Genomic DNA, 26,499 nt, shown 5'->3' with positions numbered 1-26,499 from the left:
TTTGAAAAAAACTCATACAGCAAACATCTGTTCACAATTCGACCTAGTCACTATTGTATGCACAAGTGCAATAATCTTAAAATACAATCATTCTCATTTTAGAAGACACAGATCTGTGAACAACCGTATTTTAGTCGTAGAAGACGACATTACTCTCAACCAGCAAGTTTGCGCCCTACTTAATAACAGAGGCTATCAGGTCGACTGTCTTCATGATGGAGAACAAGGACTTAGTCAAGCACTCGCGGTGGATTACGACCTCATTATCCTAGATATTCGCTTGCCGAGCATGGAAGGCTATGAAATTTTGGCCCAGTTAAGAAAAATAAAACACACACCAGTCTTGATTTTATCCGCCTGTGGTGCTGAGCAAGAACGCATAAAAGGCTTAAGCTTAGGAGCGGATGACTATTTATCTAAACCCTTTAACCTTGATGAACTGGTATTGCGCATTGAAGCGATTTTAAGACGTGTTCATGCGAGCCACACACAAGCGCAAACGCCCTTTGAGATTACGCTGTCTGACTTACATTTGGACAGACAAAAACAGCTCGCTGCCTATAACACAGAGCCGCTAGACATTACTGCCATTCAATTTAAATTGCTATGGCAGTTAGCACACAACCATAAAGAGACACTCAGTAAAGCGTTTTTATATCAAAGCGTGCTTGAACGTCAATTCAGCCGATATGACCGCAGTTTAGACATGCACCTCAGCCGCTTACGTAAAAAGCTCGTTGCAGTTGGGCTCAGCCCCGAGTCAATCACCACAGTGCATGGCAAAGGGTATCGTTTGCATGTTCAATCTTAGAGCTTCTTACTTTTTACGCCTATGTGCGTTAGTCATTGCAGGCTCTATTTTACTCTTTGCCGTGATTGACTACTTGGTCAACCACACTGAGTTTAGGATGAGCCAAATTAAAGTCGCGCATCAGCAAGAGCTCATCGCACTGGGCAAGCAAGCCGAGCAATTATATTTGTCAGGAGACATGGCTGCACTCAGTAAATATGTAAAAAACATAGAGCGAGACCATGATACTTGGGCGGCGGTGGTACAGCGCGAACTGACGCCACTGGCAGGCACGCAGCTTCAGCAGTACTACCTAGACGAGTTTACCCTTGGTCGGGATGTACGATGGAAAATCCACTTATACTTTGCCCGTAACCCTGTCATGGACATTCCGTTTGCAGATGACAAAACCCACTTTTTGATCCAGTTACCCAGTCATATGCGCCCGGGTAATTATTGGCAAATTGCTTATATTTTGCTGCAATTTTGTGTGCCATTTTTAGTTTTAACGGGCATTTGCTGGCTGTTATATCGCGCCATTATGAAGCCACTCAAACAACTAGAGCAAAGTACCCGCGCCTTTGCAGATGGTGACTTAGACAGCCGAATTGGTGACAAAATCTCGAGTCGCGATGCCGAATTTAAGCAAATTGCAGCCACTTTTGACAAAATGGCTAACTGTACCGCCAACACCATTCGTGCACAAAGGCAGTTCATTGCGGATTTTTCTCATGAAATACGCACCCCCATAGCCCGTATTGAAACTGCGCTGGAGTGCCATAAATCAGGATTAGATCAGCAAGATATGCTCAGTCGTGTAACCAAAAACACCCATACCATGCGAGAACTTGCCGAAAACACCTTAACACTCACTTGGCTCGAAAATGAGCGCTTCTGCCCACATACAGATACAGAAAACACCCCTTTTGATTTGGTCGACTTAATTGACTGTATTGCGGAAGAGGTGAAGTTCGAAGCCCCTCATTTACAAATTAACCTCGAATTACCCGACTCCAAAACGCTGAATAGTGATGCCAGAGTCCTTGGCCAAGTCATTGAAAATGTAATGAGAAATGCTAGCCGTTTTGCCAAGAGCAGCATTTTCGTGAAGCTCGACAACACCACCATGCAAATCATTGATGATGGACCTGGTGTGTCAGACAATGAACTGACAGATATTTTCAAACCCTTCTATCGCAGCCATGGCTATTCACATACGCAGCCAGAAAGCGATTCATTCGGTTTGGGGCTTGCGCTTTGCAAACGCCAAATGGAGCGACTCAACGGGCAAATATATGCGAAAAACAATTCAGATTCAGGACTGTGTATCGTCATAAAGCTCTAACGCTGGTTTTTTAGTCCCAATTACATGCCAATTGTCACTGTAAATGTAACAGTTGTAAAAGTGCTTTGTTTTGGGACAGAACCATGAATAATACACGCGTATTGATAACTATTTTCATTTAAGATAAAGGAACACACCAATGCAGTTTGGTTTTTCTCGCACATCTATCGCCCTTGCTGTCGCTGCAGCAACTTTCGCGTCTCCCGCTACTTTGGCAGACAATCAACAGCAAAAGATTGAAATCATCGAAGTTCATGGAAAAGTCTCTGACGCCGATATGATCATTGACCAAACTGATCTAACCCAGTTACAAGCCAACGACTTATCTGACATTTTTAGATCTTTACCACAAGTGTCTGTGGGTGGCTCAAACCCAGTCGCACAGAAAATTTACGTGCGTGGTCTTGAAGACACCATGCTGAATGTCAGTATTGATGGCGCATTACAAGCAGGCTACTTATTCCACCACCAAGGTCGTTTATCTATTGAGCCTGAGCTTTTGAAGCAAGTTGATGTTGTCGCTGGTGCGGGTGATGCAACTTCGGGGTCAGGTGCACTTGGTGGTGCACTGAGATTTAAAACCAAAAGTGCTTCGGACTTACTTGCCCCAGACGAGCAATTTGGCGCGTTATTCAAGTTAGGCTATTACGGCAATAGCGAAGGCTTTAAAGCAAGCTCAACACTATATGGCCGTGTAACTGAAGATATAGATGCACTTGTGTCACTGATCAAACGCGACACTGAAAACATGGAAGATGGTAATGGCGACGAGATCCCTTACTCACAATCAGAGCAAGAAGTCGGGTTTGCAAAAATCAGTGGTGACTTAACCAGCACTCAATCGTTTAGCTTAAGCCATGACGTGCGCCATGATGACGGCACGCGTTTACTTCGCGCACACTGGCACCCAAGTCGTAAGAACTTTGCCCTGCCGCAAGAAAGTGAGCGCACTACAAGTACATTAAACTACTTCTATGCGCCACAAGATGACCTTATTGATGTTGCTTTCTCTGCATATCAAACGAAGAACTCTATCACGCATGCTCATCCTGAAGGTGAAAATAGAGCCGGTGTTGTTGTCCAAAACACCTATTTTGCAGAGTATGACTCACAAGGGTTTGATCTAAAAAATACGGCGCTATTTGAAACGCACAAAATTGTTGCAGGCTTCGACTACCGAAGTGATGAGGCGATTTTGGAAGATATCGGTTCTAATTACGAGCTATCAGGGGTAGAAGAAGGCAAAGTACTGGGTTTATATATCCAAGATTATTTCCAAGTGACGGATCAATTCCAGATCAGCACCGGTGTCAGATACGACAAATATGAGCTAACAGACGATAACGGGTTTGACTTTGACTCAAGTGGCTTTAGTCCTAACCTGAATCTAACTTATGAGCTAACGCCTGAGTTATCAGTCAACACAGGGTATGCTAAAGCTGTTCGTGGTCAAAAAGTAAAAGAGTTATTTGTACTTGGCTACTATGACAACGATGAAAACCTACGTAAAGAAGTGGCTGAAAACATCGAAGTGGGCTTCAAATATCTTGGTGATAACCTCGTTGTCCAAGCTGATGTGTATATGTCGACCATTGATGATGCCGTGTCTACTGCGAAAAACATCGAAAGCCAACCTGCAAACTTCCTAAGCAATGTCGGCGATTTAGAAAACAGAGGCTTAAACATCAATGCGCGTTACAGCTTCGACCGTGTGTCTGTGTCTTTGGCGTTCAACAGCAGCCGCCCTGAATGGAAAACGCACGTTAACCCAGCACTGGCGGGCTCCGCGATTTCGGATCAAGATTGGTCAATCGGTACCTCTGTCGGTGACACTCTGACACTTGGTGCAGACTACTCACTCACAGACTCGATAGAGCTGGCTTGGCAAGCACGCTTAGTGAAGCGACTGGATGATTCAGGGACCTATGTTTGGGATAACACAGAGCTGCCTGAAAAAGTAGGTTACGGTGTCCATGATTTAAAAGCGACTTGGTACATCACGAACGACGAAAATGTGAAGCTAGATATCGCCATTAAGAACGTCTTTGATAAGTTCTACTACGACCACGCAACTTACGCAGCCATCGGCCCAATTGACACGGGTGTTGCAGAGCCTGGCCGTGATATTCGTGCCACCATCACATGGCAACTATAATAAAATTCTAGTCAGCTGAACAAAGAGGCCTTGTAGGCCTCTTTTTTCTTGCTAGGCGATTGCAACCAGATTAAACCAACCCAAGCTGAGAAAGCTTACTCTCAACCTGTTTATATCTCAAAGCACTACAACTACCAAAACCAGCTCTCTGCCTAAACTTATTGGCCGTCGACATCGGTGTTGTCATGCCTGTTAAAAAGCGCACCAGTACTGCGGCTGTCGCTTCAATGCCTGCTTGGTTGAGGTAGTTTTTTAACCCGTTGATGTCATCTCTTAATTGCTGATCATCTGGAAAAAGCGGCTCTTGACTAAATTGCAGTTGCGCAGAGCTTCCACGACAAACACTACAATGCCCACAGCTTTGCGGCACTTGCTGATCGTCAAAGTATCTGGCGAGGTTATTAGACAAGCAGTTTTGTAACTCAAAAAAGCGCAGCATGGCGGCTATGCGCTTTACTTCCCCAAGCTCCTTATCAGAAAAATAATCACTTAACTTGTTAGCGAGCTCAGGGGCGTTCAAAGCCGTCTCATCTACTTGGTAGACTTGCATCATGCGCTTAGATTCAAGCAAGATCATGCCTTGCTCATGTAGATAATCCAATGCTGCTACCACGCGGCCCCGTTCTAGACCTTGATTGACCAAAGCGGCCATATCAACCGTTCCCCACACTTTTTTAAAGTCGGTGTTTGACACGAGCTGCTGAATAAACGCTTGGCGATTTGCGTCGAAGGAGCTCAGCACTTTGTTTTCTGGGTGCAGCCATTTAAAACGAAAATCAGCATAGAATGCGTATTTGGCTTCCAGCACACCAAACAGTTCCAGTTGTACAAGTGCCGTTTTTAGTGCAAGCAGACGAATGTTTGTCGCCTTAGATACACTCAGCTCTTGCATTTCCCAAAGCCCTTGCGACATTGACGAGCGAATTTCATCAAGCAATGATTCAATATTGCCAAGCTCTGGCGTGTCTGCATACACAAAATTCTCAAGGGTTGACACCCCGTCTAAATTTGCCAGCGTAATACATTTTGACGGCTGCCCGTCTCGCCCAGCACGGCCAATTTCTTGGCTGTAGTTTTCAATAGACTTTGGTAAGTCATAATGAATAACAAAGCGAATGTCTGACTTGTCAATCCCCATACCAAATGCGATGGTGGCCACGATGATACGTTTTTCATTGTGCATAAATTGCTGTTGGATCTGCTGCCTTACGTCATCTTTTAATCCTGCATGGTAGGCAACCGCGTCTTGCCCTGCCGCTTGCAGCTGTTTTGCAACATCTTCTGCCGTTTGCTGCAACGTGACATAAATAATGCCGCTGTCCTGTGTCTGGCTTAAAAACGATAAAATCGTCGGCAGCTTCTCACTCTCGGTGCAGCCCTGAATACTCAAATCTAAATTGGCGCGATAAAACCCAGTTTGTACAATATGCTGCTCATCTATGGCGAATCGATGCGCCATATCTCGTTTTACTTTTTTTGTTGCGGTTGCTGTTAATAGCAGGACCAAAGGAATATTCAGCTCATTGCGAATTTGCGGTAACTTCAAATAATCCGGTCTAAAGTTATGACCCCACTCTGAAATACAGTGCGCCTCATCGACCACCAGCATAGAAATGGGCACTTGCTTGATAAAGCCACGAAAGCGCTCATTTTTAAAACGCTCAACAGACACCATCAAAATTTTGATGTGACCATCTCTCACACCTTGCATCACACTTTGTGATTGCTCATAGGTTTGCGTCGAATCTAAACTTGCAGCTGGTATCCCCTTTTTATTTAAAAACTCGATTTGATCTTGCATCAAAGCAAGCAGTGGAGAAACCACTAACGTGAGATTGGGCAAATGCAAAGCAGTTAGCTGATAGCACAAGGATTTTCCCGAGCCCGTTGGAAATATCGCCAAGCTAGACTGGCCACCAATTAATTGCTCAATGGTTTGTGCTTGCCCAGCCCTAAAAGCGCTAAATCCAAAATATTGGTCTAGCGTCTGGTGTATATCTGCTTGATGCATAAAGTGTCTCGTTGTGATGTGTGAGCATAAGCGTTGGCCATCTTATTTAGCCAAACAGCAGGTCAAATGCTAATTCACGCCCATAAAAATTATGTATTTTATGATACCAGCTATTAGGGCACCTTTGCTTCACATATGACGAATTTCATTTATTTTGCACTACGTGCAAACAATGAGTGCTATCTATCGCTTTCTATTTGAACAGTACTGTTCCAATCGCCTATTATTTTGTGCGCAAAACATCCAAACACGTATTATTAAAGCCCATGTTTTTATAAGGAGTATTTAATGGCACATGTGCGCCAAGCAACCATCACTGACGCCGATAAAATTCATACACTATCGAGCTTTTTAGGCTACTCAAACACGACCTATGACGAAGCTCAGCAACGGCTGGCCTATTTACTTGAATCAACCAATGATGATGTTTGGGTATGTGAGGTAAATGGACACATTGCTGGGTGGCTTCACGGGTTTAAAGCGCACCGACTAGCCTCTGCTATGTTTTATGAAATAGGCGGTTTAGTCGTTGACCCAAAAGTCAGAAAGCAAGGTGTTGGCAGACGACTTGTTGAACAAGCTTATCAGTATGCTCAAACGCTAAATGTGGAGCTTAGAGTTAGGTGCAACTGCAAACGTGTGGAAACCCATGAATTTTACAACCGACTTGGCTTTACCCAAGCAAAACAGCAGAGTGTATTTAGCAAACGTTAGTACCCTGTTTGATCAAATAAATGCTCGTGTAATGTAGTGAAAGATACATTTTTATCAATGCACATTAAACTGTCGGTATGAAAAGCACAGGGAGCCAATGAAATGTCTTTGCCAAATCAACAACCTCACTACAGAACAATCACTAGTAGATTAAAGCCACTCGCGATATCTACCAGCTTTTTATTGCTATTTGGTTGTACTACAACCAGTTTAACGAGCGAGTCAAACGCACTGGAAACGGCAAAGAATGACTGCATTGGTACAATAGAGCAGCATACCGGGCTTAAGCTCCTACCAAATGAAAAGCTCCCACCTGGCGTGGTTATGCCGCAGCAACAAGGTGGCTTATGTAAAGGGCAGGTGTTTGTTACGACAAAAGAGATCACCATCTGGCGTGCATGGAACAGTGAGTACAGTGGTTCTAAACTTGGAAAGTGGTGGACCTTCGACAAACCTCGAGGCTCTATCTCTCAATATCGACGAGACAATGTGATCTGCCCGAGTTACTCCCCTTTAGATATGCTCGTCAGTTGTAAAGTTAAAGTCGGTACGCAAGTCGTCGTTGGCCCCGGGCAAAGTGCTAAATGCAGTGATTACTTTAGTTACCCAGCATCAAAAACAAATCAGATATACTTAGCGGATGCTGGAAATACCACATTAGTTTGCCAATCTTATGATGGCCGATTTTCATGGCGAGAAGCGCCGCAAAAAGTGGTCAAATCCGCGGAGTCTCTGTAGCTGAAACCACACATAACTCGCAGTCTTACCTTAGACGGCTGAGCTAACTTTTACCGGATAAAGCAGATGCTTAGCCTTGGTAAACTTAAGCCTCTGACTTTATCGATGATAACTGAAAAGCGCTGCGCTTTGTGAAGCTAAAGTACAGCGCTTGATCCCTACATGTCATACTAACTCCACATACAAAATTGATAACGCTATCCTTTGGTGGCAAATTTTGACTGGACAATTATCAAACAATCAAAAGGAATTAAAAATGAAAACGCTAGTAACTGTAAGTGCAGCACTTCTGATGTCATTCATGGCAGCACCTAGCTTTGATGCGCAAGCAGCAGAGCAGTACAAACAAATCATCGTATGACTGCCTTCAAAAAAGGGACACTGTTGATGATTTAAAATTGTGATTTACACTTATACCTGTAGATATTTTATTTTTTTGAAGGTATTCCTATCCTTAAGTTAAAAGAACGCTTTGGCGCCTTGACTAAAGCACAGCCAATTCTCATTAATCGATATCCAACTTATGCTGCTTACCTACTTATCGTAACGGCTGCGTTTTTGCTGTATTACCCTATTCATTACGCCATAGATCATAGTTATGGGCTAGCCATCGCGGTTGTTATTGTCATTGTTGCATTGCTTTTTACCTCAGTCAGACTATTACAAGGGCGGCTTAGTGTATTAAAGTGCCTAGTTTTAAGCGCAGTATTGGGTAGTACACTCATATACTTTTCATTCCAGTCCCCCATCATTGCTGTCATTTGGTTACCCGCTTTCTTAGTTGGCGTTTTTATGGTGTTCCCTTTCAAAATGGCCTGTTTAACAACTTCATGCTGCTGGGCTGTCATTACCTACCTGAACTTTATCAGTTTGCATATGGAAATTGCCTTGAGATCTGCCATGTCGTCAGGGCTTGTTTTGCTCCTGACAGCCGTGATTGTAAGAACCTATAACGAAGCAATTCATGCCGCAGAAAGCGTCGCAACACAAGACCCACTAACAGGTGCACTTAACCGACGCACGCTGATAGAAAATATTGAACTCGAGTCAGAGCGTGTCACCAGATATGGACAAACATGCTCTATCATCATGATTGACTTAGATAACTTTAAAACATTAAACGATAAGCTGGGGCATGGTATTGGAGATGAAATGCTCGTTAACTTCGTCAAGCTGATTAGCCAATATACACGTAAAAATGACAAGTTATTTCGACTCGGCGGTGATGAGTTTATGCTTCTGATCCCAGGCATGGATGCCGAGACAGCAAAAAGCTTTATTGCACGTATTCAAAACTTGGTGCCGTCTCAATTATCAGTCGAAAGTGTTGCGTTGGGAATGAGCTTTGGCGTCTGTGAGATTACAGCCAATGCTGCAATTGAGCAGCTGTTAGAACTGGCGGATCAAGCCCTCTATGAAAACAAAGCCCAGAGAAAATCCCAGCAAAAAGAAGAGTGAGGCAATTAATCTAGCGTTGAGTTTTCATTCGTTGAGTTGTGTTATTTAAAATAACTAACAAAGTAGAGAAACATGCCTACAGGCTCTGCCTAAGTAAAACAAGTGGTTGCTGACAAATCAAATATATGTGTCTCTTTGAACAATGCTGATGTTAGCACCCACTTACAAAAGAAAGCTTAAGAATCAATATATTAATATCAATAACCTTATCAGATCCAGTGTTCACATCGACCATTACGGGTAAAGTACTACCATGCTCATAGAACGACCTACCCATTAATTCAATTTCTAAGCATCGGCGACGCCATAGTGAACCAACTGCCTCTTACTTTTTATCAATACTTTCTAATTCCCTTATCCATCGAATGTGATAACATAATCTTGCTTTCAAAGGATTGCCATGTATCTGAATTAGCTATACTAAAATTCAAATTGTAGATTGGCCTTAACAGTAAAAATAGGCTAAAAATGTATCAGAATACATAATAAAAAAATAAACTTATCACTCATTAATGGCTATATAAAAACTCTCTTTAGGAAGTATATTTTTGTATCGACACATCATTTGCTTACTATGCGCGATAACAGCATGTTTTGTGGCTTCACACAATGCTTCACCGCATAATACTGTTTACAAATTGAGTGCAGAAAAATACCAAACGGCTACCTGGATCGATACATCAAAACTCACCTTGCCCCAAGGTAGCCCAGTGCTTAAAAAGTCTAATCAAATAGACTTAGACAAGCCTGATGCCATCAAGTGGACAGAGATAGGCCTCTTTACCAGACAACCATCTCACTTTGTTGAAACTTCATTTATTGCTTCTTTTGACGCTGTCGACAATAGCACCAGCGCCCCACGTTGGACACAAGTCAAACCCGCTCAATATGAACTGAATTCATTGTCAGATATACGACACTTTTCTACTCGACAAGGTTTACCGACTGGCGCGGTGTATAAAACTGTTCAAGACAAGGCAGGTATGTTGTGGTTGGCGACCAATGGTGAAGGGCTCTGTCAGTATATTGGTGATCATTTCAGGTGTTTCAATGATAGCCATGGTTTAAACAACAACAGAGTATGGGATATTGAAACCTCAGCGTCAGAGCAATTAATACTGGCAACTGACAACGGGCTTAATACTTTCGATGGGCAACAGTTTCATACCTTAAAAATTGATGACAAGCCTTTTTCTGGCAAAGTAGACCATGTCGCAACGATTGGTGAAACGCTCTTTTTCTCCAGCAATAACGCCTTATATCGCTTGAAAAGTAATACCCTTGAGCAAATCTCCCCTCGTACACCCTTTAAATTAATTAATGACTTAGAAGTTGACGGAGATACCCTGTGGATTGCCGCAAACTCCGGCCTATTTCAGTTATCCAAAGATAAATTAGCAGAATTTAAATTCCACAATGCGTGTTTAGGTGCCATAAATACAGTAACAAGCACACCAAGTGATGTGTATTTTGCGCTGCGTTCAGGCAATGTCTGCCATATTAATAAATCAACACTGTCTACGGCACGTTTGAGCGGAATAAACACACCCAATATCACCACGATGTATTTTGATACCGAGCAAAATACGCTCTGGCTGGGTGACGACAGCCAAGGTGTATTTAAGGTCAGTCACCACTATGCGCAAAATTTCAATAAACAAAACGGACTGAGTGACAAACACATACGCAATATTATGAAAGACACTCAGGGCAATATTTGGGTATCCACATACGGTGGTGGTGTAAATCGAATAAAAGACACAGGCTTTAAGTTACTGACGAGACGCGGCGGATTGCTCAATGAACGTGTCAGTGCATTAGCCAACATTCATGATCGGCTGTGGTTAGGTCAATATGGTACCGGCATACAAATACTCGATAATAAAACATGGCTTGAACCCGCTGCCCCCATTTACAATCGTTACATACACAGTATTGCACAAGATCAACACGGTCGAGTTTGGTTGGGCAGTCGCCAAGGGGTAACTGTTTTAGGCAAACAAAATAGTGTGCATATTTGGCGTGAACAAGGACTCTCGGCTGATATTATTCATCAAATCGTGCCCGCTCCAGACAACTGTCTATATATGGCAACACATAACGGGCTCTATCGTAGCTGTGGCAATCAATTACAGCTATTAGACGTGTCTAAGCGCAAATATATAATCGATGTTTTTATTGATAACTCTGAGCGCGTTTGGTTTGTTACAAACGGAGACGGTACATTTTATGTGGACAATGACACTGTGTATCGGTTTACTGAGTCAGGTGGGTTGCCCAGTAATTGGGCATACAGCATCGAACAAAGTGAAAACAATACTTTATTTCTCGGCACCAGAACAGGCGTTTTGGCATTAACACAAGTGAAAAATCAGTGGCTTGGACGCCATATCAGTACTCAAGAAGGGCTCAGTAGTAACATCGTGCTTGGGCTAAAGTATCACCAAGGTTATCTGTGGATAGGCACAGAGCGAGGTAATAACCGTCTTCTCACACAATCACTCTTCGATCCAGCCAGTCCGCTCAAATTAGACGCTTTTGTGTATGACAATGGTTATTTGGCGGTTGATGCCACCCTCAATACAGCAACCATGCTTGATGACACCTTCTACTGGGGCTCGGGCAGCGGTCTCACTTACTTCAAACCTGAGCACCTAGATATTACTCCGAGTCTCAACACACAATTACTTGAAATCGTATCCTTAGATAAGGACGGAAAATACAATTACCCCACGACCGATTCAAAAAATAGCCCTACTCAGTTTTCCCCAGACACGTTGCAAATTTTATTTAAGTTCACGCACAATGACTGGTCTTCACCAGAGCGAGCCTTGTACCAAACTCGCCTTCTCGGTAGCAGCGAAATCTGGAGCGAGCCGTCCACATCAAGCGAAATCACTTATAATCACTTGTCTCCTGGCGAATATGAGTTTCAGGTGAGAACCCGTTCACAAGGAAAGGTTGGAGATCCTGTTAGCTACTCCTTCCAATTGTTAGCCCCTTGGTGGCAAACAAAATGGGCGTATGCGTTAATGTTAACCCTCTTATTCATGCTTATGTATCAGGCTATGAAGTGGCGATTTAAGATTTTAGCGACGCAACAAAGAATCGAAGATCGTGCAGCGTTTTCAGAAGCATTACTAGCTCGAAAAAAGCAACTGCTTGCTGAAGTGTCTCATGAGATCCGCACTCCTTTAAGTGTATTGAAAATGTCCATAGAGGGTCTGGAATACAACTTATTAGACGACAGTGAAAAAACCTACGAGCTACTGCACAGACGTATTGGAGATATTAATCAGCTCGTTACGGACATCGAGCAACTGGCCATGACTGAACTTGAAGAGCGAGCTCTTAACTGTAAAGATATGGCGGTTAAGCCTTGGCTCACAGCATGGTGCCAAGATGCGCAAGCAAGAGTAGCACAGAGACCCAATACACAGTTTAATTTCAATATAAAAGTACCAATAACGACAAAAATTCATGCCGATATCGATCGTTTAACACAGGTGCTCTCTAATTTGCTATCAAATAGTCTTCGCTATACTGCGCCGCCTACAACAATCGAGTTAAATGCCTATTTAAAACTTGGGCAACTGGTAATATCAATTCAAGACAGTGCGCCTAGCGTATCAAATTCTGAGCTCACGACGATATTTCAACGAATGTATCAAAGTGAAAAAAATAAATCTCTCTACAAAGGGGGAACTGGGCTTGGGCTCGCTATTTGCCAAGATTTAGTTACCCGCCATGGTGGCAGTATTTCCGCTGCTCATAGTGAATTGGGTGGCGTTAATATCACCATCACATTGAGTATTTCGAGCCTGAAATAAAAACAACTCAACTCGTCATATAAGTGCCTCTGCGTACGCAAATTAACAAGTAATAAACCCGTCCCCTATTGAGTTTCTAAACCGAATACAAGACAATACCCGCAATTGATAATAATTATCAATTGCGATACCAAAAGGAGATAAATGGGTATGTCGATAAAAACTATCATGAAAGGTAAATCGATTTGGTTACTGGGCCTAACGAGTCTATGTGGCTTTTCAAATTTCACAATGGCAACACCTGCAGATCAGCAACTCAGTGCTGAAGAGCGCGCATGTATGTCACTTAGGTTTGATGACTTCTCTAAACTCGAGCGTGGAGAAGCCGCTACAAATGTAATTGAATCCAGTTTTATCAAAGGCTACACAATGAATGCCACGGAATCAGAGTGGGCATATAAACACAGTAGGCTCATGGGGGCGCCTATTCCTAAATCGCAAACAAGTTTGCCTGATCATTGCCTCGTGCGCGGCTATGTTACACCAACAATACGTTTTGAGTTACGCCTGCCCTCCCGAGCACTTTGGAATCAAAAGTATTTACTTAATGCGTGTATGGGCTTTTGCGGTGATGTTAGTCCCTACCCTCCTATGGCTGGCATTGTTAGACACTACGCCACGATGAGTCATGACGGTGGCCATACCGCATATGGATTTGATGGTAAATGGGCACGAAACAACGAACAGCTCAAAATAGACTTTGCGTATCGTGCAAACCATGTTGTCGCCGTTGCCGCCAAAGCAATTATTGAAAAGTTTTACCATTCACAGCCTCAATATTCATTTATCACTGGTTGCTCCAAAGGTGGTCACGCCGGTGTAATGGCAGCCAAACGATACCCTAATGATTTCGATGGCGTGATTGCCAGAGGGCCTACCGTCAATTATACAGACGTAAACCTTGTTAACTGTATGGATAATGCACGTGCGGTGCTCAACGACAGAAATGAACCCATTTTATCTTCGAGTGAGATCCCAATGATAGCCGGCGCGGTGATGGCAGCATGTGATCATAAAGATGGCGTGATAGACGGTGTAATCAACGACCCCAGACTCTGTGATTTTGACCCACAAACTCTGGCTTGCGATCCTGGGCAAGTCACCAACTGTTTATCTAGCCAACAGGTCAATGCTGTAAAGGCCCTTTACGCCCCATCTAAAAACGCCCAAGGAGAAGTAATTTATGGTGGATTACCCTATGGTTCAGAGCCTGAGTGGGTTGGCTGGGTCACACCACTGCTCGAACAGTTGAAGCCTTTCGCCTATTACGCTGCTACCGAGTACCTCAAATATATCGCGTACCCAGAAGCGCTTGATGTGGACTACGATTGGCGGGACTTTTCTTACCAAGATGAAAAGCAGAACTTACAGGAAGTGAGCCAGTTAATTGATGCAGACGACCCCGATTTGCGCGAGTTCAAAAAAAGTGGGGGTAAAATGATCGTGTTACATGGCTGGGCTGATGCAGCGATCCCCGCCTATGCAACAATTGATTGGTATGAAAATGTCGATGCTTTTATGCAGAGCCATGATCACGAAGTCAGAGACTTTGCGCGACTCTTTTTATTACCTGGTGTTATCCACTGTGGTATAGATGGACCAGGCAATGCCACTTTCGATGCCATCAGCGCTTTGGAAGCTTGGATAATTGGTGGTGTTGCTCCAGATAGCCTGCTTACGCAAAAGGAAAATACACAGGTGCTGTGATCAGGGCGCAACCAGTCTATCCTTACCCACTGCAAGCGATTTATGATGGTAAAGGCGACCCAACAAAAGCTTCGAGTTATAGACCTGGCTTTCTAGCACCTTAATTAAACTAGGAGCAATGATGCATCTGTATCCTTGCTCCTGTCTTTACCTACTTTTATATAGGCTGGGACACACGGTAGTATGCGATTCTAATTCAATGTGTTGATTAAATGCTTTGCTCAGTATTATCGGTATTGGGCTTAGCTCGAAGTAGTTTAATAAATATAATCAACATGATTGCCGCAAATAAGTTAAACCCAATATGTGTATGTTCATGAGTCAGTGCAAAGGAAAATGAAATAGGGCTTTCAAATGACCAGGCAAAACCCGAAGTTTCGATACGTATGACTTGTACCAAGAAATAAAGCAAACCAATCCATAACGCCCAACGCTGGTTTTTAAGCGTATATATCCCGGACACAATAGGCAAAATCGACACAGCCAGTAAAAAAGCTAATAGCAAATTCAGTTCCATAGACGTAAAAATCAAGTACCCAGTCAAACCCAATCCAACTACCCCTGATGTAACCAATGCCCAACCCGCTATTTTTTGAATCATACTACCTCTCAAGATTGATTTTCTGTCGTTAATACTATTCGCTCTGTTTGTTTTGTTTAGACCAATAAACCTAAAACAAGTCACCTGTTGAGCGTATCGCGCTCATACTATTAGTAATTAAACAATATTGCACGCTCTTTGTACTTGGTGCGGTAAGAACCCGGTATGCTCTCATTGGGTGCTGATGCAAGCCTGAGTCTCCTTGAGCGCTATAATCTTTATTGCAATAAAGGTCTTACGGTATGCTGTTTGACTTTCTAATGTCATTGAAATAATTTAATCAAACTCACTTTAACTACACATACCGTTTTTTGAGGTGGTTATTCAACTAACTCGCGCTCTAAAATTGCAATCATTTTTTCAGACTGCCCCATATTGGATGAAGCTGGTAAAACCATTTGCTTTAAACGCCACCCATCCTTGCCTTCTGCATTTAATGCCTCGTCAATGTCTGGTGTGCCCTGTTTAAAAATCCCAAATTTAAACGGCAGTTCTAACGTTTTATATTCATATTTTGTCATTGTCTTTGGCTCCTCGTGGTCCAACTCGCTAATACTCAGATCTAATGCCGATGCAATCGCTTTTTTTGACTGTAACGACGCAGTGCCTTCTGATTCTATTCTTTGCACCGTTCTTAGATTAAGCCCAGATGCAATTGCTAACTCATCTTGAGACCACGCTTTATCTTGTCTTGCACTGAGCACTAATTCAGCATTTATTTTCATATTTGTTGTGACCGTTCATTCTTTGAGATTTTATTATGTGGAAAGCGCTCGTATGCTGTTACGCAAGTTTGCCGATTGTTTTACGTCACTTATACGACAGCACTATATGCACCCGTGTACATTAAACTCTAACTACATGAAAAGTATACTTATAATTATTAACTTTCATATTGTTGGCAATCAGAAATTTGGCTGGGAAAACGCCAGTTTTCTAGCACAACACACGTTTAAGTCACTTGTGCTATGAGCAAACGACTTTGCTCTACACTGCCAAACTCTCAATAAATTAGATAAAACACGCTATTTTGACAACGGGCCGAAAGTCAAAAGTCGGCTAGGACTTTTTATGTTCGGCGCTTTCTTTGAGTAAGATATAGCTCAAAGCAATCAGTGGTATATTGGTCGTAACCGGGTTAAATGCTTCAATTAACAACTGAGGCTGTAATACATACACAGCTATGAGTAAACCTATTAAACCAAGTATATTTAACACATTGATGAGTTTATGCTTATAAAGAAAGAAAAACATCAAACCAAATAATACCTCTGCTACTCCAGCAGCACGGGTAATCATAATTGATACTTCTTCTGAAAAGCCTGCACTAGAAACCATTAGGCGCTCCAATGGTGCAACATGAACTAACTTTGGAAAAATACCATGGTACAGCCAAGCGAAACAGATAACATATCGAGCAATTTGAGTTGTGGACAAAACGAAACCTCTAGTAAAAACGAATTAGAATATGAATGCAGTGAAACTTTTAATTAGCTGATATATAAAATAAGAATGACTTTTTAATCATCATTAAAAACCTTTGTAATAAAAGTCGACAGTTCAACACAATTGCCCCATATAACCCTGATGCCCAAACCGCCTTTTACCCTAAGTTTAATTCATTAAATAACCAAACTGTAATGAACTTAAATTCTATCAGTTTAGATTTTTTCCCAAGCCTTTCGATTGCTAACCAAATCGACTAGTTAGAAGCAAGGTCACTATATAGGCCAATATCACTCCGGCTTTATTACCAACCTATTAGTTAAAAAGCACATAGTTACAAGAGTGATTGTTAGCTTTTTCAATTAAAGACCTTGCAATAGCAATTAATAGAACATGCTATATGTACTTATTATCACGCACTTTATGTTCTGTTGCTGTCGTCGAGTATAGTATTAGCTCGACGGGCTAACAGTGAGCACAAAGTACGCTTCCTTTATTTTGCTCTCTGCGGGCTCAATTTTGAATAAAAAAAGCGCACTATCCAGTGCGCATTACACAGTGAGAGATAAGTCATTACAACTTACTTACGTCTACCTTTAATGAAGTTAAGTGTTCTCTCACCTTTGGGTTAACCTTAGATGATTGCATGCCTCCTAAGTGCTTCGCAAAAAAGGCCTCCATCGCAATAATTGACGCTAACTTATTATCTTGTGACCTAAAACCATGTCCTTCATCTTTCGCTAGGATATACTCAACAGCTCTGTCAGTTTCAAATAGCTTTTTAGCAATCGTATCTGATTGATATTGTGGGATCCTCGGGTCATTTGCACCTTGAATTAACATGATTGGCGCCTTTATTTTGTCAACAAAATTAATGGGAGATCGTGACTCCATATCCGCTCTGTCCGCCTCAATTAAAGGGTCTCCAACACCCGCAAAAACAGTGCCCATATAAGGCCTAAAATGCGCAGGGAAAGACTCAACCATCGCCGTAAGGCTAGAAGGCCCAACATATGAAATCACTGCACTGTATATATCGGGTGTAAAAGTCGCGCCAGCTAAAGCGGCATACCCACCGTAAGAAGCGCCCATGATCCCTACACGCTGTTTATCCGCAATACCCATTTCAACAAGGTAATTAACGCCATCGGTTAAGTCTTGCTGCATAGCGCCAGTCCCCCAATTTTTATTACCTAGTTCGATAAACTGTTTACCAAACCCTGTCGAGCTTCTAAAGTTTGGTTGCAAAACAGCATAACCACGGTTTGCAAAAAAGTGAGCGACAGGCACAAAATAATTACTTGAATACCCCCATTCGTCTCTAGCCCATGGGCCTCCGTGTGGCAGGATAATCGTAGGCAAATTTTGCTTTATTTGTTTTGGTAAAGTTAGATATGCTTGGATTTGAACACCATCTGCGGCCGTGTAAGTTATCGAACTTCTATCCCCCAATAAATCGGGTTAAAACTTGGTGCTTGGTTCAACAAATCAGTCAATGTGCCCGAGTTGCTGTTATACACAAACTTTTCGTCAGGCCTATCAGCATATGATACTTTGAGATACCACTGCCCTTTATCATGCTCAATCTTTTCGACTAACAAATCATAGTCGCCACTAAGCTGTGCTTCTATTTTTCGCATTGTTGTGGCTGTGCTATTGCTCAAAGCATAATTGCGCAAGCGACCACCATAATACGAAACAATCATCGGCTTACCCACTTTATCAAATATAACTTGATATAAATCAGATTGATTTTCGGGATCTTTATGTGCGGTTTTTAGTTTGTGAGTCGTTAAGTCTAGCTCCAATAACTCCTCTTTATCCCGGCCCTGAATACTGCCAGAAATAAAGGCCTTATTACTGTCACTGTCGTAACTGATCACACTGACATTTTCGCCCACTTCAGATTGAAACACTTCTTGCCAACCATCACCAAAACGTTTGTATACTGTGACAGAGTTGTCGGAGTTTAATTTAGCGGCAACCGCAGCATAGCCATCATCATCCAATTGGGCAGTAAAAAATGAAATATCATTATCTTGCATCAAGGTGATTGCTTGTGTGTTGATATCAATATGGAACAGATCCAATTGGCTGCTACTGTGATTAGCCAAAACCGCTATTTTATTAGAGTCATTCTTTACCTGCTCGACAAACATGTAATCAACATCATCTCTGTGAGTTAACCGATTAATAACAGGTGCTAACTTCGCTTGCTTTGGAGAAAAACGTAAAGTAAAAATTTGGTCGTTCTCATTTCCCTCAAAATCTTTGTTAAACAGTATTTCATTACTATTTGCCGACCAGACAAACCCGTCGACCCCGTCAGCAAAATCAGTGAGTGCAACTGCATTCTCTAATTGATCGCCCTGACGTAATACAAAAATATTTTGACCGCCGTTATTCATTTGCATAAAGGCTATCCACTTTCCATCGTTTGATAGAGATACCTTATTGATCTGATCTTGGCTGAATAAACTTTCGAGCTCTACCAACTCTGTGACTTGCTGAGCTTGTATCGCCTTGGTGCTGTCCAGCGTATTGGTAAATTGGCACCCTGTTAATAAAATACTTGAGCCGATAGCGGCACTGATAACGACCGATTTAAATGCAGATAGGTTCTTATTCATTATTTGGTTCTCCATTTGATTCTCCTTGGTAACTTGGAAACATCATTACATGAAATAAAATTATTGTAAAACGATAAATTTTTATTTTTTTTCAGAAATAAATTTATGTGTGATATAGTTCATCACAAGAAGCAGGGCTGAATACGGATTACTCATGTCGCAAACAATAGAAACAATTCAAAGAAAGAGCGGTACGATCCGCCTAGTGGTCATCGCCATAACCGCATTGGTTATTGTGTTTAATCTTTACCAACTTGTGTTCAACAACCAAATTAATTATTTTGATAACGCACTGTTCAATATCTTATGGACGTCTGATCAGGTAAACCAGTGGGTGTTACTTTTAGCCAGCGCACCAATACTGCTGTTTGTCGTCGCTGCCATTTATTGGGTTTGTAAGCTGTTGTCATTATTTGAAAAAGGGATGTTTTTCTCTCATCAGTGCTTTCGCTGTTTCATCAACTTTATCTTCCTTAAGATTGCATCAACTGTTTACTACATCGCACTGACATTAGGTGTGGGGTTTTGGCATAAGGCTATTTTTGGTGATGCTGAAGTGGTCTTAACCATCGACTTTGATGAGCTGATCACACTGGGTTTGCTGGCAATTGTTGCCTACTTGCTAAAAGCAGCAAAAGAGATCGAAGATGAAAATAAGGAGTTTATTTAGTCATGGAGATCATCGTTAACCTTGACGTTGTTATGGCTATGCGAAAAGTCTCATCAAAGGAGCTCGCAAAAGCCATCGGTATCACAGAAGCCAACTTATCCCTGCTTAAAAGAGGTAAAGTAAAGGGGGTTCGTTTCGAAACTCTAGCGCAAATTTGTAATTACTTGGATTGTCAGCCAGGAGATATTTTGGCTTTTAAAAATGACGTGTAACCTAGCTCGTTAAAAATGTTCATGGGTTAAAATTCGGCCAAAGCTATCTGATAGTTTAGCCGAAATAAAAATCAATATAATCAAAGTGATATTAGAGTATTGGCATGCTCATTGTATGCACTCATTGAGCATCAGCAGTCAACCACGTATTACATTCGGAAACCCCCCAACATCGCAGCACCTGCTATCATACACGCACTCTACATGCCTTGCTGTTGTTGATATTGATAAAGCCCTGTCAGCGCATTAAACAGCCCCGCCGCCATTGTAAAGTCATGGGAGTCGTCATTAAACTCGTTTAGCCTGAGCTCTAAATCAAGATTGCGATTCCTCAAAATTGCTTGTGATAGAGAATTATAAACTTCACGCATTTCTCCACCTTCACTCCCAATATTCATGTATAAGTAATTTTTAATAGGCTGCTTAGAAGTCACATACATTTTCGTCGCCTTAGATGTTTCCCGGGCTCCCCACCAAACTGCAGGGCTAAAGGCTAAATGACTTTGAAAAAGCTTTGGTCTGGAATGAAAGCTATGAACAACTAATAAGCCAGCAATTGAGTGACCTGCTACAACGTTAAAATTGTTAGTTCGATAAGTCTTATTGACCTGTGGAATGAGCTCCTTTTCAATAAAATCTAAAAATTTATCACCGCCCCCACCCGCTCCCACAGGCCTCGCGGATCTTTATTAACAGTTGGCGCGAAATCTCTAAGACGATCGCGACTCGTAATACCGACAACAATGTGCTCATTCGCTCCGTTAGACTGGTACAACCTAGTTAGCATGCCGTCAACTAGCTCACCATTGAGTTCACCATCAAGTAGGTACAATACTGGGTATGTCTTTGTTGTGTCGGCTGCATAAGATGCAGGTAATGCAATAGTGATATGTGGAGGCTCAGCTAAATTTTGGGGTTTAGGAAGTTGTAAGACTTTAAAATTAGATGCATCAACAATGGTTGAAACAAGGAATAGAAATGCATAGACAAGAGTTTTCAAAATACAAAATCCCTTTTGAAGTGTTCGTTGATAGCAATTTTTAACTACCTATGAATATATCACTCAAAGAGCGAGTTCACCAAAATGATAATTAAAAAATATAGGTAGATTTTATAACATTCGAATATATTAAAAACAAGCTCTAAAACGACTCAAAGATTTTTATTTTAGTATGTGTTACTTTTAACTTTACATTAAATTGGCAGGTTCACGCATCATTGAAATATACACTTCAGAATAATGACTTTTAATTTCTACATAATTTATTAAATTATTTTTACAAGTCCTCATCAAAAATATAGACCTTTTAAAACTCATTATAAAACATTAAAAGCCTTTAAAATTTACCAAATTATTAATATCGCGCTCTTTTATAATCAGTATTACAGTTACATAGCCTAAACATTGCAAAAGTGACACTAGTCGTAAGCTACTTTTACTCAAAGCAATAAAATGAAAATATTACATGAGTAACCCTCTGACCCGAAAAGTTCAAGTCAGCGGCGCAAAAACGCCAACTGACTTTTCTATCTTATTTTTATAAAAGACTCTTCGTGATATGACTACTGACGTAGTCCGTTGCGGCATTAGATAGATGTTGAGAGTCACTATAGAATGACCACTCGCCATTATGTAAAGTACATGCTTCTTGGCAGAAAATGTCAGACGGCTCGATGACTAGCACATCTTTATTTTGATTATATCTCTCAAAGAAAGAGCTAGCTTGATTTAGCTGACTAATATTAGTGACCTCAAGTCGATTTAAGTGATTAATAAAAGTTTCTTTACTACTTGTAATGGAGGGCTGTAATGATAAAGTACCATTCACTTGAGGGTGCGCACCAAAAATTATAACCTTATCGGCAATCTTCAAGAAATGCTCAACAGTGTTATCTAGCAGTCCCGACCACTTTGAATAACCGTTAGCGCCGTCGTCGAAATTTAACACCGACGAGCCATAACTGCTCCATGCTTGTGATAATACAACATACTTATACTTTTTCTCTACATTGTACAAATCAACACGTAGATCATTGCATGATATATCTGAGAATTTATCTATAAAATCGGCGCCTTTGAGTAGTACACACCCACCTCTAGTAACCGTGTCCACATCATCATCCGCAAGATTAAGCGCCAACTTCATTGGTAATATGTAGTGTTGCAAAACTGAATCGCCAACAAATAATACGCTTGATTCTTTAGAATCTGAGACCTTAAATCCACGCTCAAAGTTTTCATGGAATGTTTGTGAATGTGCAGCACTGATCTCTAGGGCAAACGGGTTTAGATACTTGAATCTAGCTTCAAACCCATTGGTTTTCGCAATAAATAGGCCTACGACAGCAAACATAGGGATTAGTGCAGCCATTGAAGCAATTTTGATAGTAGACGCTTTAGACTCAGTTGAGTGAACCATCCTTCTACAAGGCTTCTCTACATATTTGTATGTCAACCAAGCTGCAACTGTTGAAATAAGCGTAACAACTGAAAACATTTCTAGTGAAGACAATTGTAAATTGAAAAAGTAAATAAATGATATTAAAGGTTGATGATACAAATACAATGGATATGAAATTAACCCTACAAAAACCATCCACTTGTGAGATAAGAGTTTAGTAACCAAGCCATTGTTAGGAAAAGATATAATCAACGCCGTACCAATACAGGGCCATAGAGCATTAACACCTGGAAATTTAGAGGTTTCATCAAGAATCAACATTGGAACGGCGATCAAAAAGAGGCCTGTATAACTTAAAACTTGCTTTACATTCTCACTGAAATTAAACCCTTTATTTTTTAATATCAACAATGCTGTGATAACACCAACTAACAATTCAAATGCTCTGTAATGCAGAAGGAAGTAGCCTTTGGTTTGACCTTCAGCAACAGAGTTAATCGATAGGCCTAAGGAAATAAAAAATAAAATACTAGCGACGGGTATGATTAGTTTCTTTGCAAACTTATAAGTAAGCAACAAAATAACAGGCCAAATTATGTAAAATTGCTCTTCAACACCTAGAGACCACATATGAATTAATGGCTGATAAGCTTCATCTTTAGCAAAATAGTTCACTCCTTGAGCAAAGAGGATATTTGCGCCACCAAAAGATGAAAAGAAAATTTCTTTTCCTAAATTATCAAATGTCTTATTGTTGTAGTTTATAAACCCAAATACAAGCACAACAAATAGTGTTATAAATAACGCGGGTAACAACCTTGCAGCTCGTCTTTTATAAAATCGACCAAAGCTAAAATCGTTATTTTTCATTTCGTTGTATATTAATGTTGTAATCAAGTATCCACTTATTACAAAAAACACATCAACACCAACGTAGCCTCCAGAGAGTGCTGTGATTCCCGAATGGAAAGCAACAACTGACATTACTGCTATAGCTCTTAAACCGTCTATATCACTTCTATATTTCAAAATTATTATCCCGATTTTCTACCATAAAACCTAACGCCTTAATAATCGTCACATAAATACTATTCTAATCACTGCATAGAGTTGGTTAGAACCTAAAATATTTAAATCTGTTATATATGTGGAATCACTAACCGACAAAGTTAGATCAAGCTTCAAACGACTACTTTGGCATGCGACATCCAATTTGCCCATGCACTTTAACTGATTAACGATTACCTGCAAACACCTTAGTTTAAGTTTTACAATTAACTAAAGACTAGGCCAATCCAAAGTGACTCGCCCTCCAAACCAATACTAATTTTTTACCACAAAAATAATAAACAATAAAATAGGATTAGATCCTTATACATTCACCAGCAATAGACCTCCTAATTGTCTTGTCATTTTTACTGATAACTCGGCATACCTTGGCTTCAATCATCACTTCTGTCTGTTGGCGATTAAAGCTACGGCTTTTTAACGTGTCACCCACAAGTTGCTTAAAACGATAAACACCCGTTTCAGCCAGTGAGCGTTATGGTAACCAGACTTTCTTTCCATTATTTTAACCCAAATTGATGCATTAATACTATGGCGCTGTTTCTCGGATGCCCGTTCTACCAATATTGGGCGTTTTCCCCTGGCGGGATTCAAGCTACAGTACCTTAGCTGCAATTTCAACATAGCAATCTCGTGAATCATAAGCACCATCACTGGTCAATCTGTCCGCATTTGGGCACAGTGATCGCAGTAGATCACCTAACACTTCACCATCAGATACATTTAGCAACGATAATTCTGTACCGACAATGTTATGACTACTTACGCCAAGTTCCGAGAATAGCCATATTGCCACGTTGTATAAATGCGCGATTAGAGGGAAGCAGGCCCATTTTTGATTTCCTTTGCCATGATGGTTTTTTGATTGCATTATTTTTTCAATCTGTGTGACTCTATTGCTTTAAGTAATCCATTAACTATGATTAGGAAAAACGCTGACGATAAGTAGCTAAAAATGCTAAATCAATGATCTTTGTAATAAATGTTCCCCCCCACCTTACTCATCATATTAAAGTGGACACCTAACGGGTAACCAATCAAAAATTATATTCACTTTTGTAACTAGTACTCTCAATTTTAAAGTGAAATATAGCTAGAGATCACATCGTCTTTTTAACATGAACTGTTGCAGTATTTTACCCACAACTTCAGGTGATTCTTGATGAGAAGCATGCTCTGTAAATGGGATATTAGCAAAATCAGCATCCTTTAACTTGTTTTGTAAAGTAGCGGCCTCATCTAACGAGAATAAGAAATCATGATCTCCTCGCATGATAAGAGTGGGACATTGAATTTGCTCTACCGCACTATTTGGGTACCCAGACTCACTTGTATCTAGCCAAACCGCTTTGACTGTATCAACCAATTTATGAAAGTGTGGTTGTGGATTAGATAATTGATAATTGGCGACATCATCTGCAAACTTCTCCAACCAAAACTCTACAGTTAAGCCTTTTAGCACCTCTATTGAGGGATCCCCTGGCTCCAAACGCCACTGTGACCCAAGCGTTATCAGACGACTTACTTTTTCTGGATATTGAACGGCAATTCGATAGGCAACAATGCCGCCATCGCTAAACCCAAACAGTGAAAATTGAGATATTTTTAGGAAAGATAATATGGTTAAAACATCATTTTGATATAGCTCATAACTCAGTTTGACACTACCCAGTGTTGATTTACCATGTCCTCGCAAATCAATGTAAATTAGACAGTATTCATCAGCGAGATATGTATGTATCGGCGTCAGGTCTTTCATCGAACCTAGTCCACCATGAAGTAACACAAGAGGTTTACCTCTTAGGTTACCTGACACTTGATAATAAATAGAGGCATCGTCAATTTCGATATAACCACAGGTGTTCATTAATTCTCCCTACATCTTTGGCTGAATGAATTTTAAAATTCCTTTTGACTTTCACAGAGGTTCAGTAATGAATAAATCGAAAATACTATAACGTATTTATGCTTAACAAGAGAACCAACTTTGTATAAATGAACAGTTAAAGTTGAGAGAGATCAAATTCACACTTAACAGTTTAAAATGTCCCAAACTCCACGTCATACCCTATCATAAATAGATACACATACAGGGGAAAGTAAAATGACATTAGCGCTTAAACACTGTAAATTTAACGTATTTCCAACAGAAATATATAAAACACATTAAAAAAGCCACTAATACAGAGACTAAACTTTGCAGAGGTGGCTTTCATTAAAAATAACAGGTTAAATTAAAACCACATTATCTTAATCTATATTAACCTTTTTAATGTTAATAGATACATCACCTTTACTAGTAGTATCATCACCAATTAAAAACAGTTCGATCTCACCTTGAGTTTCGATATATCCAGGAGAAAAACCATTAACAGATTTAATTTCTTTTTCACCCTGATCATTTATATAACTCATACCTACAGAGCGATACTTATCACCTTTATCATTATAAGTCATATTATTTTCAATAATACTTACTGAGTAGGTTATATTAGGCTCAACGGCATGAGTCAATACTTCACCAGCATGTGTTCCCAAAGCATTTAATTGGGCATTCAAAGTCACCAAATCACCTTTGATTTTTGAAATACCACTTACTTGAACACGTACATCACTGATGGTTACACTTGAGTCGGTCGTAAATGGCGTAAACGCGATTTTACCTTCTCTAATGAAGCTTTTGGCAAAGCCCTCACTTTCGTTGAAACACTTAGAAAAAGTA

General features: G+C 40.8%; 22 protein-coding genes. 10 read left to right on the top strand and 12 right to left on the bottom strand.

Annotation, left to right across the window (positions count from 1 at the left end):
* The first annotated feature begins 115 nt into the window (after window positions 1–115).
* From JF50_RS14640 to JF50_RS14630, 3 genes are all read left to right on the top strand, one after another.
* Window positions 116–811, top strand: a complete 696-nt coding sequence (locus JF50_RS14640) for a response regulator transcription factor (protein WP_039610219.1) — start codon at window positions 116–118, stop codon at window positions 809–811.
* On the top strand, window positions 798–2,135 hold the full coding sequence (locus JF50_RS14635; RefSeq protein WP_039610218.1) for a sensor histidine kinase: 1,338 nt from the start codon (window positions 798–800) through the stop codon (window positions 2,133–2,135). Before JF50_RS14640 ends, JF50_RS14635 begins: the two co-directional genes overlap by 14 nt.
* Before the next feature lie 139 nt (window positions 2,136–2,274).
* Complete coding sequence (locus JF50_RS14630; RefSeq protein WP_039610217.1) at window positions 2,275–4,290, top strand: TonB-dependent receptor domain-containing protein; 2,016 nt, start codon at window positions 2,275–2,277, stop codon at window positions 4,288–4,290.
* A 70-nt stretch (window positions 4,291–4,360) separates the two neighbouring features.
* Here JF50_RS14630 and JF50_RS14625 read toward each other — a convergent pair whose 3' ends face one another.
* Window positions 4,361–6,301, bottom strand: a complete 1,941-nt coding sequence (locus tag JF50_RS14625; RefSeq protein ID WP_039610216.1) for a RecQ family ATP-dependent DNA helicase — start codon at window positions 6,299–6,301, stop codon at window positions 4,361–4,363.
* A 288-nt stretch (window positions 6,302–6,589) separates the two neighbouring features.
* Between JF50_RS14625 and JF50_RS14620 the strand changes: the two genes are divergently transcribed.
* The 5 genes from JF50_RS14620 to JF50_RS14600 all read left to right on the top strand — a co-directional run bounded on the left by JF50_RS14620 (window position 6,590) and on the right by JF50_RS14600 (window position 14,748).
* Window positions 6,590–7,015, top strand: coding sequence for a GNAT family N-acetyltransferase (locus JF50_RS14620; RefSeq protein WP_039610215.1), 426 nt, complete (start codon window positions 6,590–6,592; stop codon window positions 7,013–7,015).
* Window positions 7,016–7,117: 102 nt separating this feature from the next.
* A complete protein-coding gene (locus JF50_RS26180; protein WP_052262326.1) occupies window positions 7,118–7,753 on the top strand; it encodes a hypothetical protein in 636 nt (211 codons plus the stop codon).
* Between the two features lie 480 nt (window positions 7,754–8,233).
* Entirely contained in the window at window positions 8,234–9,211 is a 978-nt protein-coding gene (locus JF50_RS14610) for a GGDEF domain-containing protein (RefSeq protein ID WP_039610214.1), read from the top strand.
* Between the two features lie 596 nt (window positions 9,212–9,807).
* A complete protein-coding gene (locus JF50_RS14605; protein WP_152614552.1) occupies window positions 9,808–13,041 on the top strand; it encodes a two-component regulator propeller domain-containing protein in 3,234 nt (1,077 codons plus the stop codon).
* 150 nt (window positions 13,042–13,191) lie between these two features.
* On the top strand, window positions 13,192–14,748 hold the full coding sequence (locus tag JF50_RS14600) for a tannase/feruloyl esterase family alpha/beta hydrolase (protein ID WP_235423441.1): 1,557 nt from the start codon (window positions 13,192–13,194) through the stop codon (window positions 14,746–14,748).
* Between the two features lie 208 nt (window positions 14,749–14,956).
* Here JF50_RS14600 and JF50_RS14595 read toward each other — a convergent pair whose 3' ends face one another.
* The 5 genes from JF50_RS14595 to JF50_RS27585 all read right to left on the bottom strand — a co-directional run bounded on the left by JF50_RS14595 (window position 14,957) and on the right by JF50_RS27585 (window position 19,440).
* A complete protein-coding gene (locus JF50_RS14595; protein ID WP_039610212.1) occupies window positions 14,957–15,349 on the bottom strand; it encodes a hypothetical protein in 393 nt (130 codons plus the stop codon).
* A gap of 320 nt (window positions 15,350–15,669) precedes the next feature.
* Complete coding sequence (locus JF50_RS27370; RefSeq protein ID WP_039610211.1) at window positions 15,670–16,074, bottom strand: DUF4177 domain-containing protein; 405 nt, start codon at window positions 16,072–16,074, stop codon at window positions 15,670–15,672.
* A gap of 334 nt (window positions 16,075–16,408) precedes the next feature.
* Window positions 16,409–16,786: a DoxX-like family protein gene (locus JF50_RS14580; protein ID WP_039610209.1), complete on the bottom strand. Its 378-nt coding sequence runs from the start codon at window positions 16,784–16,786 to the stop codon at window positions 16,409–16,411.
* Between the two features lie 582 nt (window positions 16,787–17,368).
* Entirely contained in the window at window positions 17,369–18,247 is an 879-nt protein-coding gene (locus JF50_RS27590) for an alpha/beta hydrolase family protein (RefSeq protein ID WP_235423440.1), read from the bottom strand.
* On the bottom strand, window positions 18,226–19,440 hold the full coding sequence (locus JF50_RS27585) for a TolB family protein (protein WP_235423439.1): 1,215 nt from the start codon (window positions 19,438–19,440) through the stop codon (window positions 18,226–18,228). Before JF50_RS27585 ends, JF50_RS27590 begins: the two co-directional genes overlap by 22 nt.
* A 139-nt stretch (window positions 19,441–19,579) precedes the next feature.
* Between JF50_RS27585 and JF50_RS14570 the strand changes: the two genes are divergently transcribed.
* Window positions 19,580–20,095 carry a DUF2975 domain-containing protein gene (locus JF50_RS14570; protein ID WP_039610208.1) on the top strand — a complete coding sequence of 172 codons (516 nt, stop codon included), beginning with the start codon at window positions 19,580–19,582 and terminating at the stop codon, window positions 20,093–20,095.
* Window positions 20,096–20,097: 2 nt separating this feature from the next.
* Window positions 20,098–20,307 carry a helix-turn-helix domain-containing protein gene (locus tag JF50_RS14565; RefSeq protein WP_039610207.1) on the top strand — a complete coding sequence of 70 codons (210 nt, stop codon included), beginning with the start codon at window positions 20,098–20,100 and terminating at the stop codon, window positions 20,305–20,307.
* Between the two features lie 200 nt (window positions 20,308–20,507).
* Here the strand turns inward: JF50_RS14565 and JF50_RS27795 are convergent, their stop codons facing one another.
* From JF50_RS27795 to JF50_RS27200, 6 genes are all read right to left on the bottom strand, one after another.
* Window positions 20,508–20,978: an alpha/beta hydrolase gene (locus JF50_RS27795; RefSeq protein ID WP_268747834.1), complete on the bottom strand. Its 471-nt coding sequence runs from the start codon at window positions 20,976–20,978 to the stop codon at window positions 20,508–20,510.
* Window positions 20,945–21,307, bottom strand: coding sequence for an alpha/beta hydrolase-fold protein (locus JF50_RS27790; RefSeq protein WP_052262324.1), 363 nt, complete (start codon window positions 21,305–21,307; stop codon window positions 20,945–20,947). Before JF50_RS27790 ends, JF50_RS27795 begins: the two co-directional genes overlap by 34 nt.
* Before the next feature lie 538 nt (window positions 21,308–21,845).
* Entirely contained in the window at window positions 21,846–23,738 is a 1,893-nt protein-coding gene (locus JF50_RS26160; RefSeq protein WP_152614551.1) for an acyltransferase family protein, read from the bottom strand.
* A 634-nt stretch (window positions 23,739–24,372) separates the two neighbouring features.
* Window positions 24,373–24,648, bottom strand: a complete 276-nt coding sequence (locus JF50_RS26155; RefSeq protein ID WP_052262322.1) for a hypothetical protein — start codon at window positions 24,646–24,648, stop codon at window positions 24,373–24,375.
* A gap of 222 nt (window positions 24,649–24,870) precedes the next feature.
* Window positions 24,871–25,644: an alpha/beta fold hydrolase gene (locus JF50_RS14545; RefSeq protein ID WP_039610206.1), complete on the bottom strand. Its 774-nt coding sequence runs from the start codon at window positions 25,642–25,644 to the stop codon at window positions 24,871–24,873.
* 383 nt (window positions 25,645–26,027) lie between these two features.
* Window positions 26,028–26,499 (bottom strand): hypothetical protein (locus JF50_RS27200; protein WP_039610205.1); only part of this gene is annotated, 472 nt, incomplete at its 5' end.

It is taken from the genome of Pseudoalteromonas luteoviolacea (assembly GCF_000814765.1).
Classification (GTDB): Bacteria; Pseudomonadota; Gammaproteobacteria; order Enterobacterales; family Alteromonadaceae; genus Pseudoalteromonas; species Pseudoalteromonas luteoviolacea_H.
The sequence above is the reverse complement of the archived record's forward strand: the minus strand, read 5'-3'. Positions and strand labels throughout refer to the sequence as shown.

What these genes read in the sequence shown, in the direction of transcription:
- JF50_RS14620 (WP_039610215.1), top strand. Translation starts at nt 6,590, where the DNA reads ATGGCACATGTGCGCCAAGCAACCATCACTGACGCCGATAAAATTCAT.
- JF50_RS14625 (WP_039610216.1), bottom strand. Translation starts at nt 6,301, where the DNA reads ATGCATCAAGCAGATATACACCAGACGCTAGACCAATATTTTGGATTT.
- JF50_RS14630 (WP_039610217.1), top strand. Translation starts at nt 2,275, where the DNA reads ATGCAGTTTGGTTTTTCTCGCACATCTATCGCCCTTGCTGTCGCTGCA.
- JF50_RS27585 (WP_235423439.1), bottom strand. Translation starts at nt 19,440, where the DNA reads ATGGAGAACCAAATAATGAATAAGAACCTATCTGCATTTAAATCGGTC.
- JF50_RS14570 (WP_039610208.1), top strand. Translation starts at nt 19,580, where the DNA reads ATGTCGCAAACAATAGAAACAATTCAAAGAAAGAGCGGTACGATCCGC.
- JF50_RS26180 (WP_052262326.1), top strand. Translation starts at nt 7,118, where the DNA reads ATGTCTTTGCCAAATCAACAACCTCACTACAGAACAATCACTAGTAGA.
- JF50_RS14595 (WP_039610212.1), bottom strand. Translation starts at nt 15,349, where the DNA reads ATGATTCAAAAAATAGCGGGTTGGGCATTGGTTACATCAGGGGTAGTT.
- JF50_RS14545 (WP_039610206.1), bottom strand. Translation starts at nt 25,644, where the DNA reads ATGAACACCTGTGGTTATATCGAAATTGACGATGCCTCTATTTATTAT.
- JF50_RS14635 (WP_039610218.1), top strand. Translation starts at nt 798, where the DNA reads ATGTTCAATCTTAGAGCTTCTTACTTTTTACGCCTATGTGCGTTAGTC.
- JF50_RS26155 (WP_052262322.1), bottom strand. Translation starts at nt 24,648, where the DNA reads ATGCAATCAAAAAACCATCATGGCAAAGGAAATCAAAAATGGGCCTGC.
- JF50_RS14565 (WP_039610207.1), top strand. Translation starts at nt 20,098, where the DNA reads ATGGAGATCATCGTTAACCTTGACGTTGTTATGGCTATGCGAAAAGTC.
- JF50_RS27370 (WP_039610211.1), bottom strand. Translation starts at nt 16,074, where the DNA reads ATGAAAATAAATGCTGAATTAGTGCTCAGTGCAAGACAAGATAAAGCG.
- JF50_RS14600 (WP_235423441.1), top strand. Translation starts at nt 13,192, where the DNA reads ATGTCGATAAAAACTATCATGAAAGGTAAATCGATTTGGTTACTGGGC.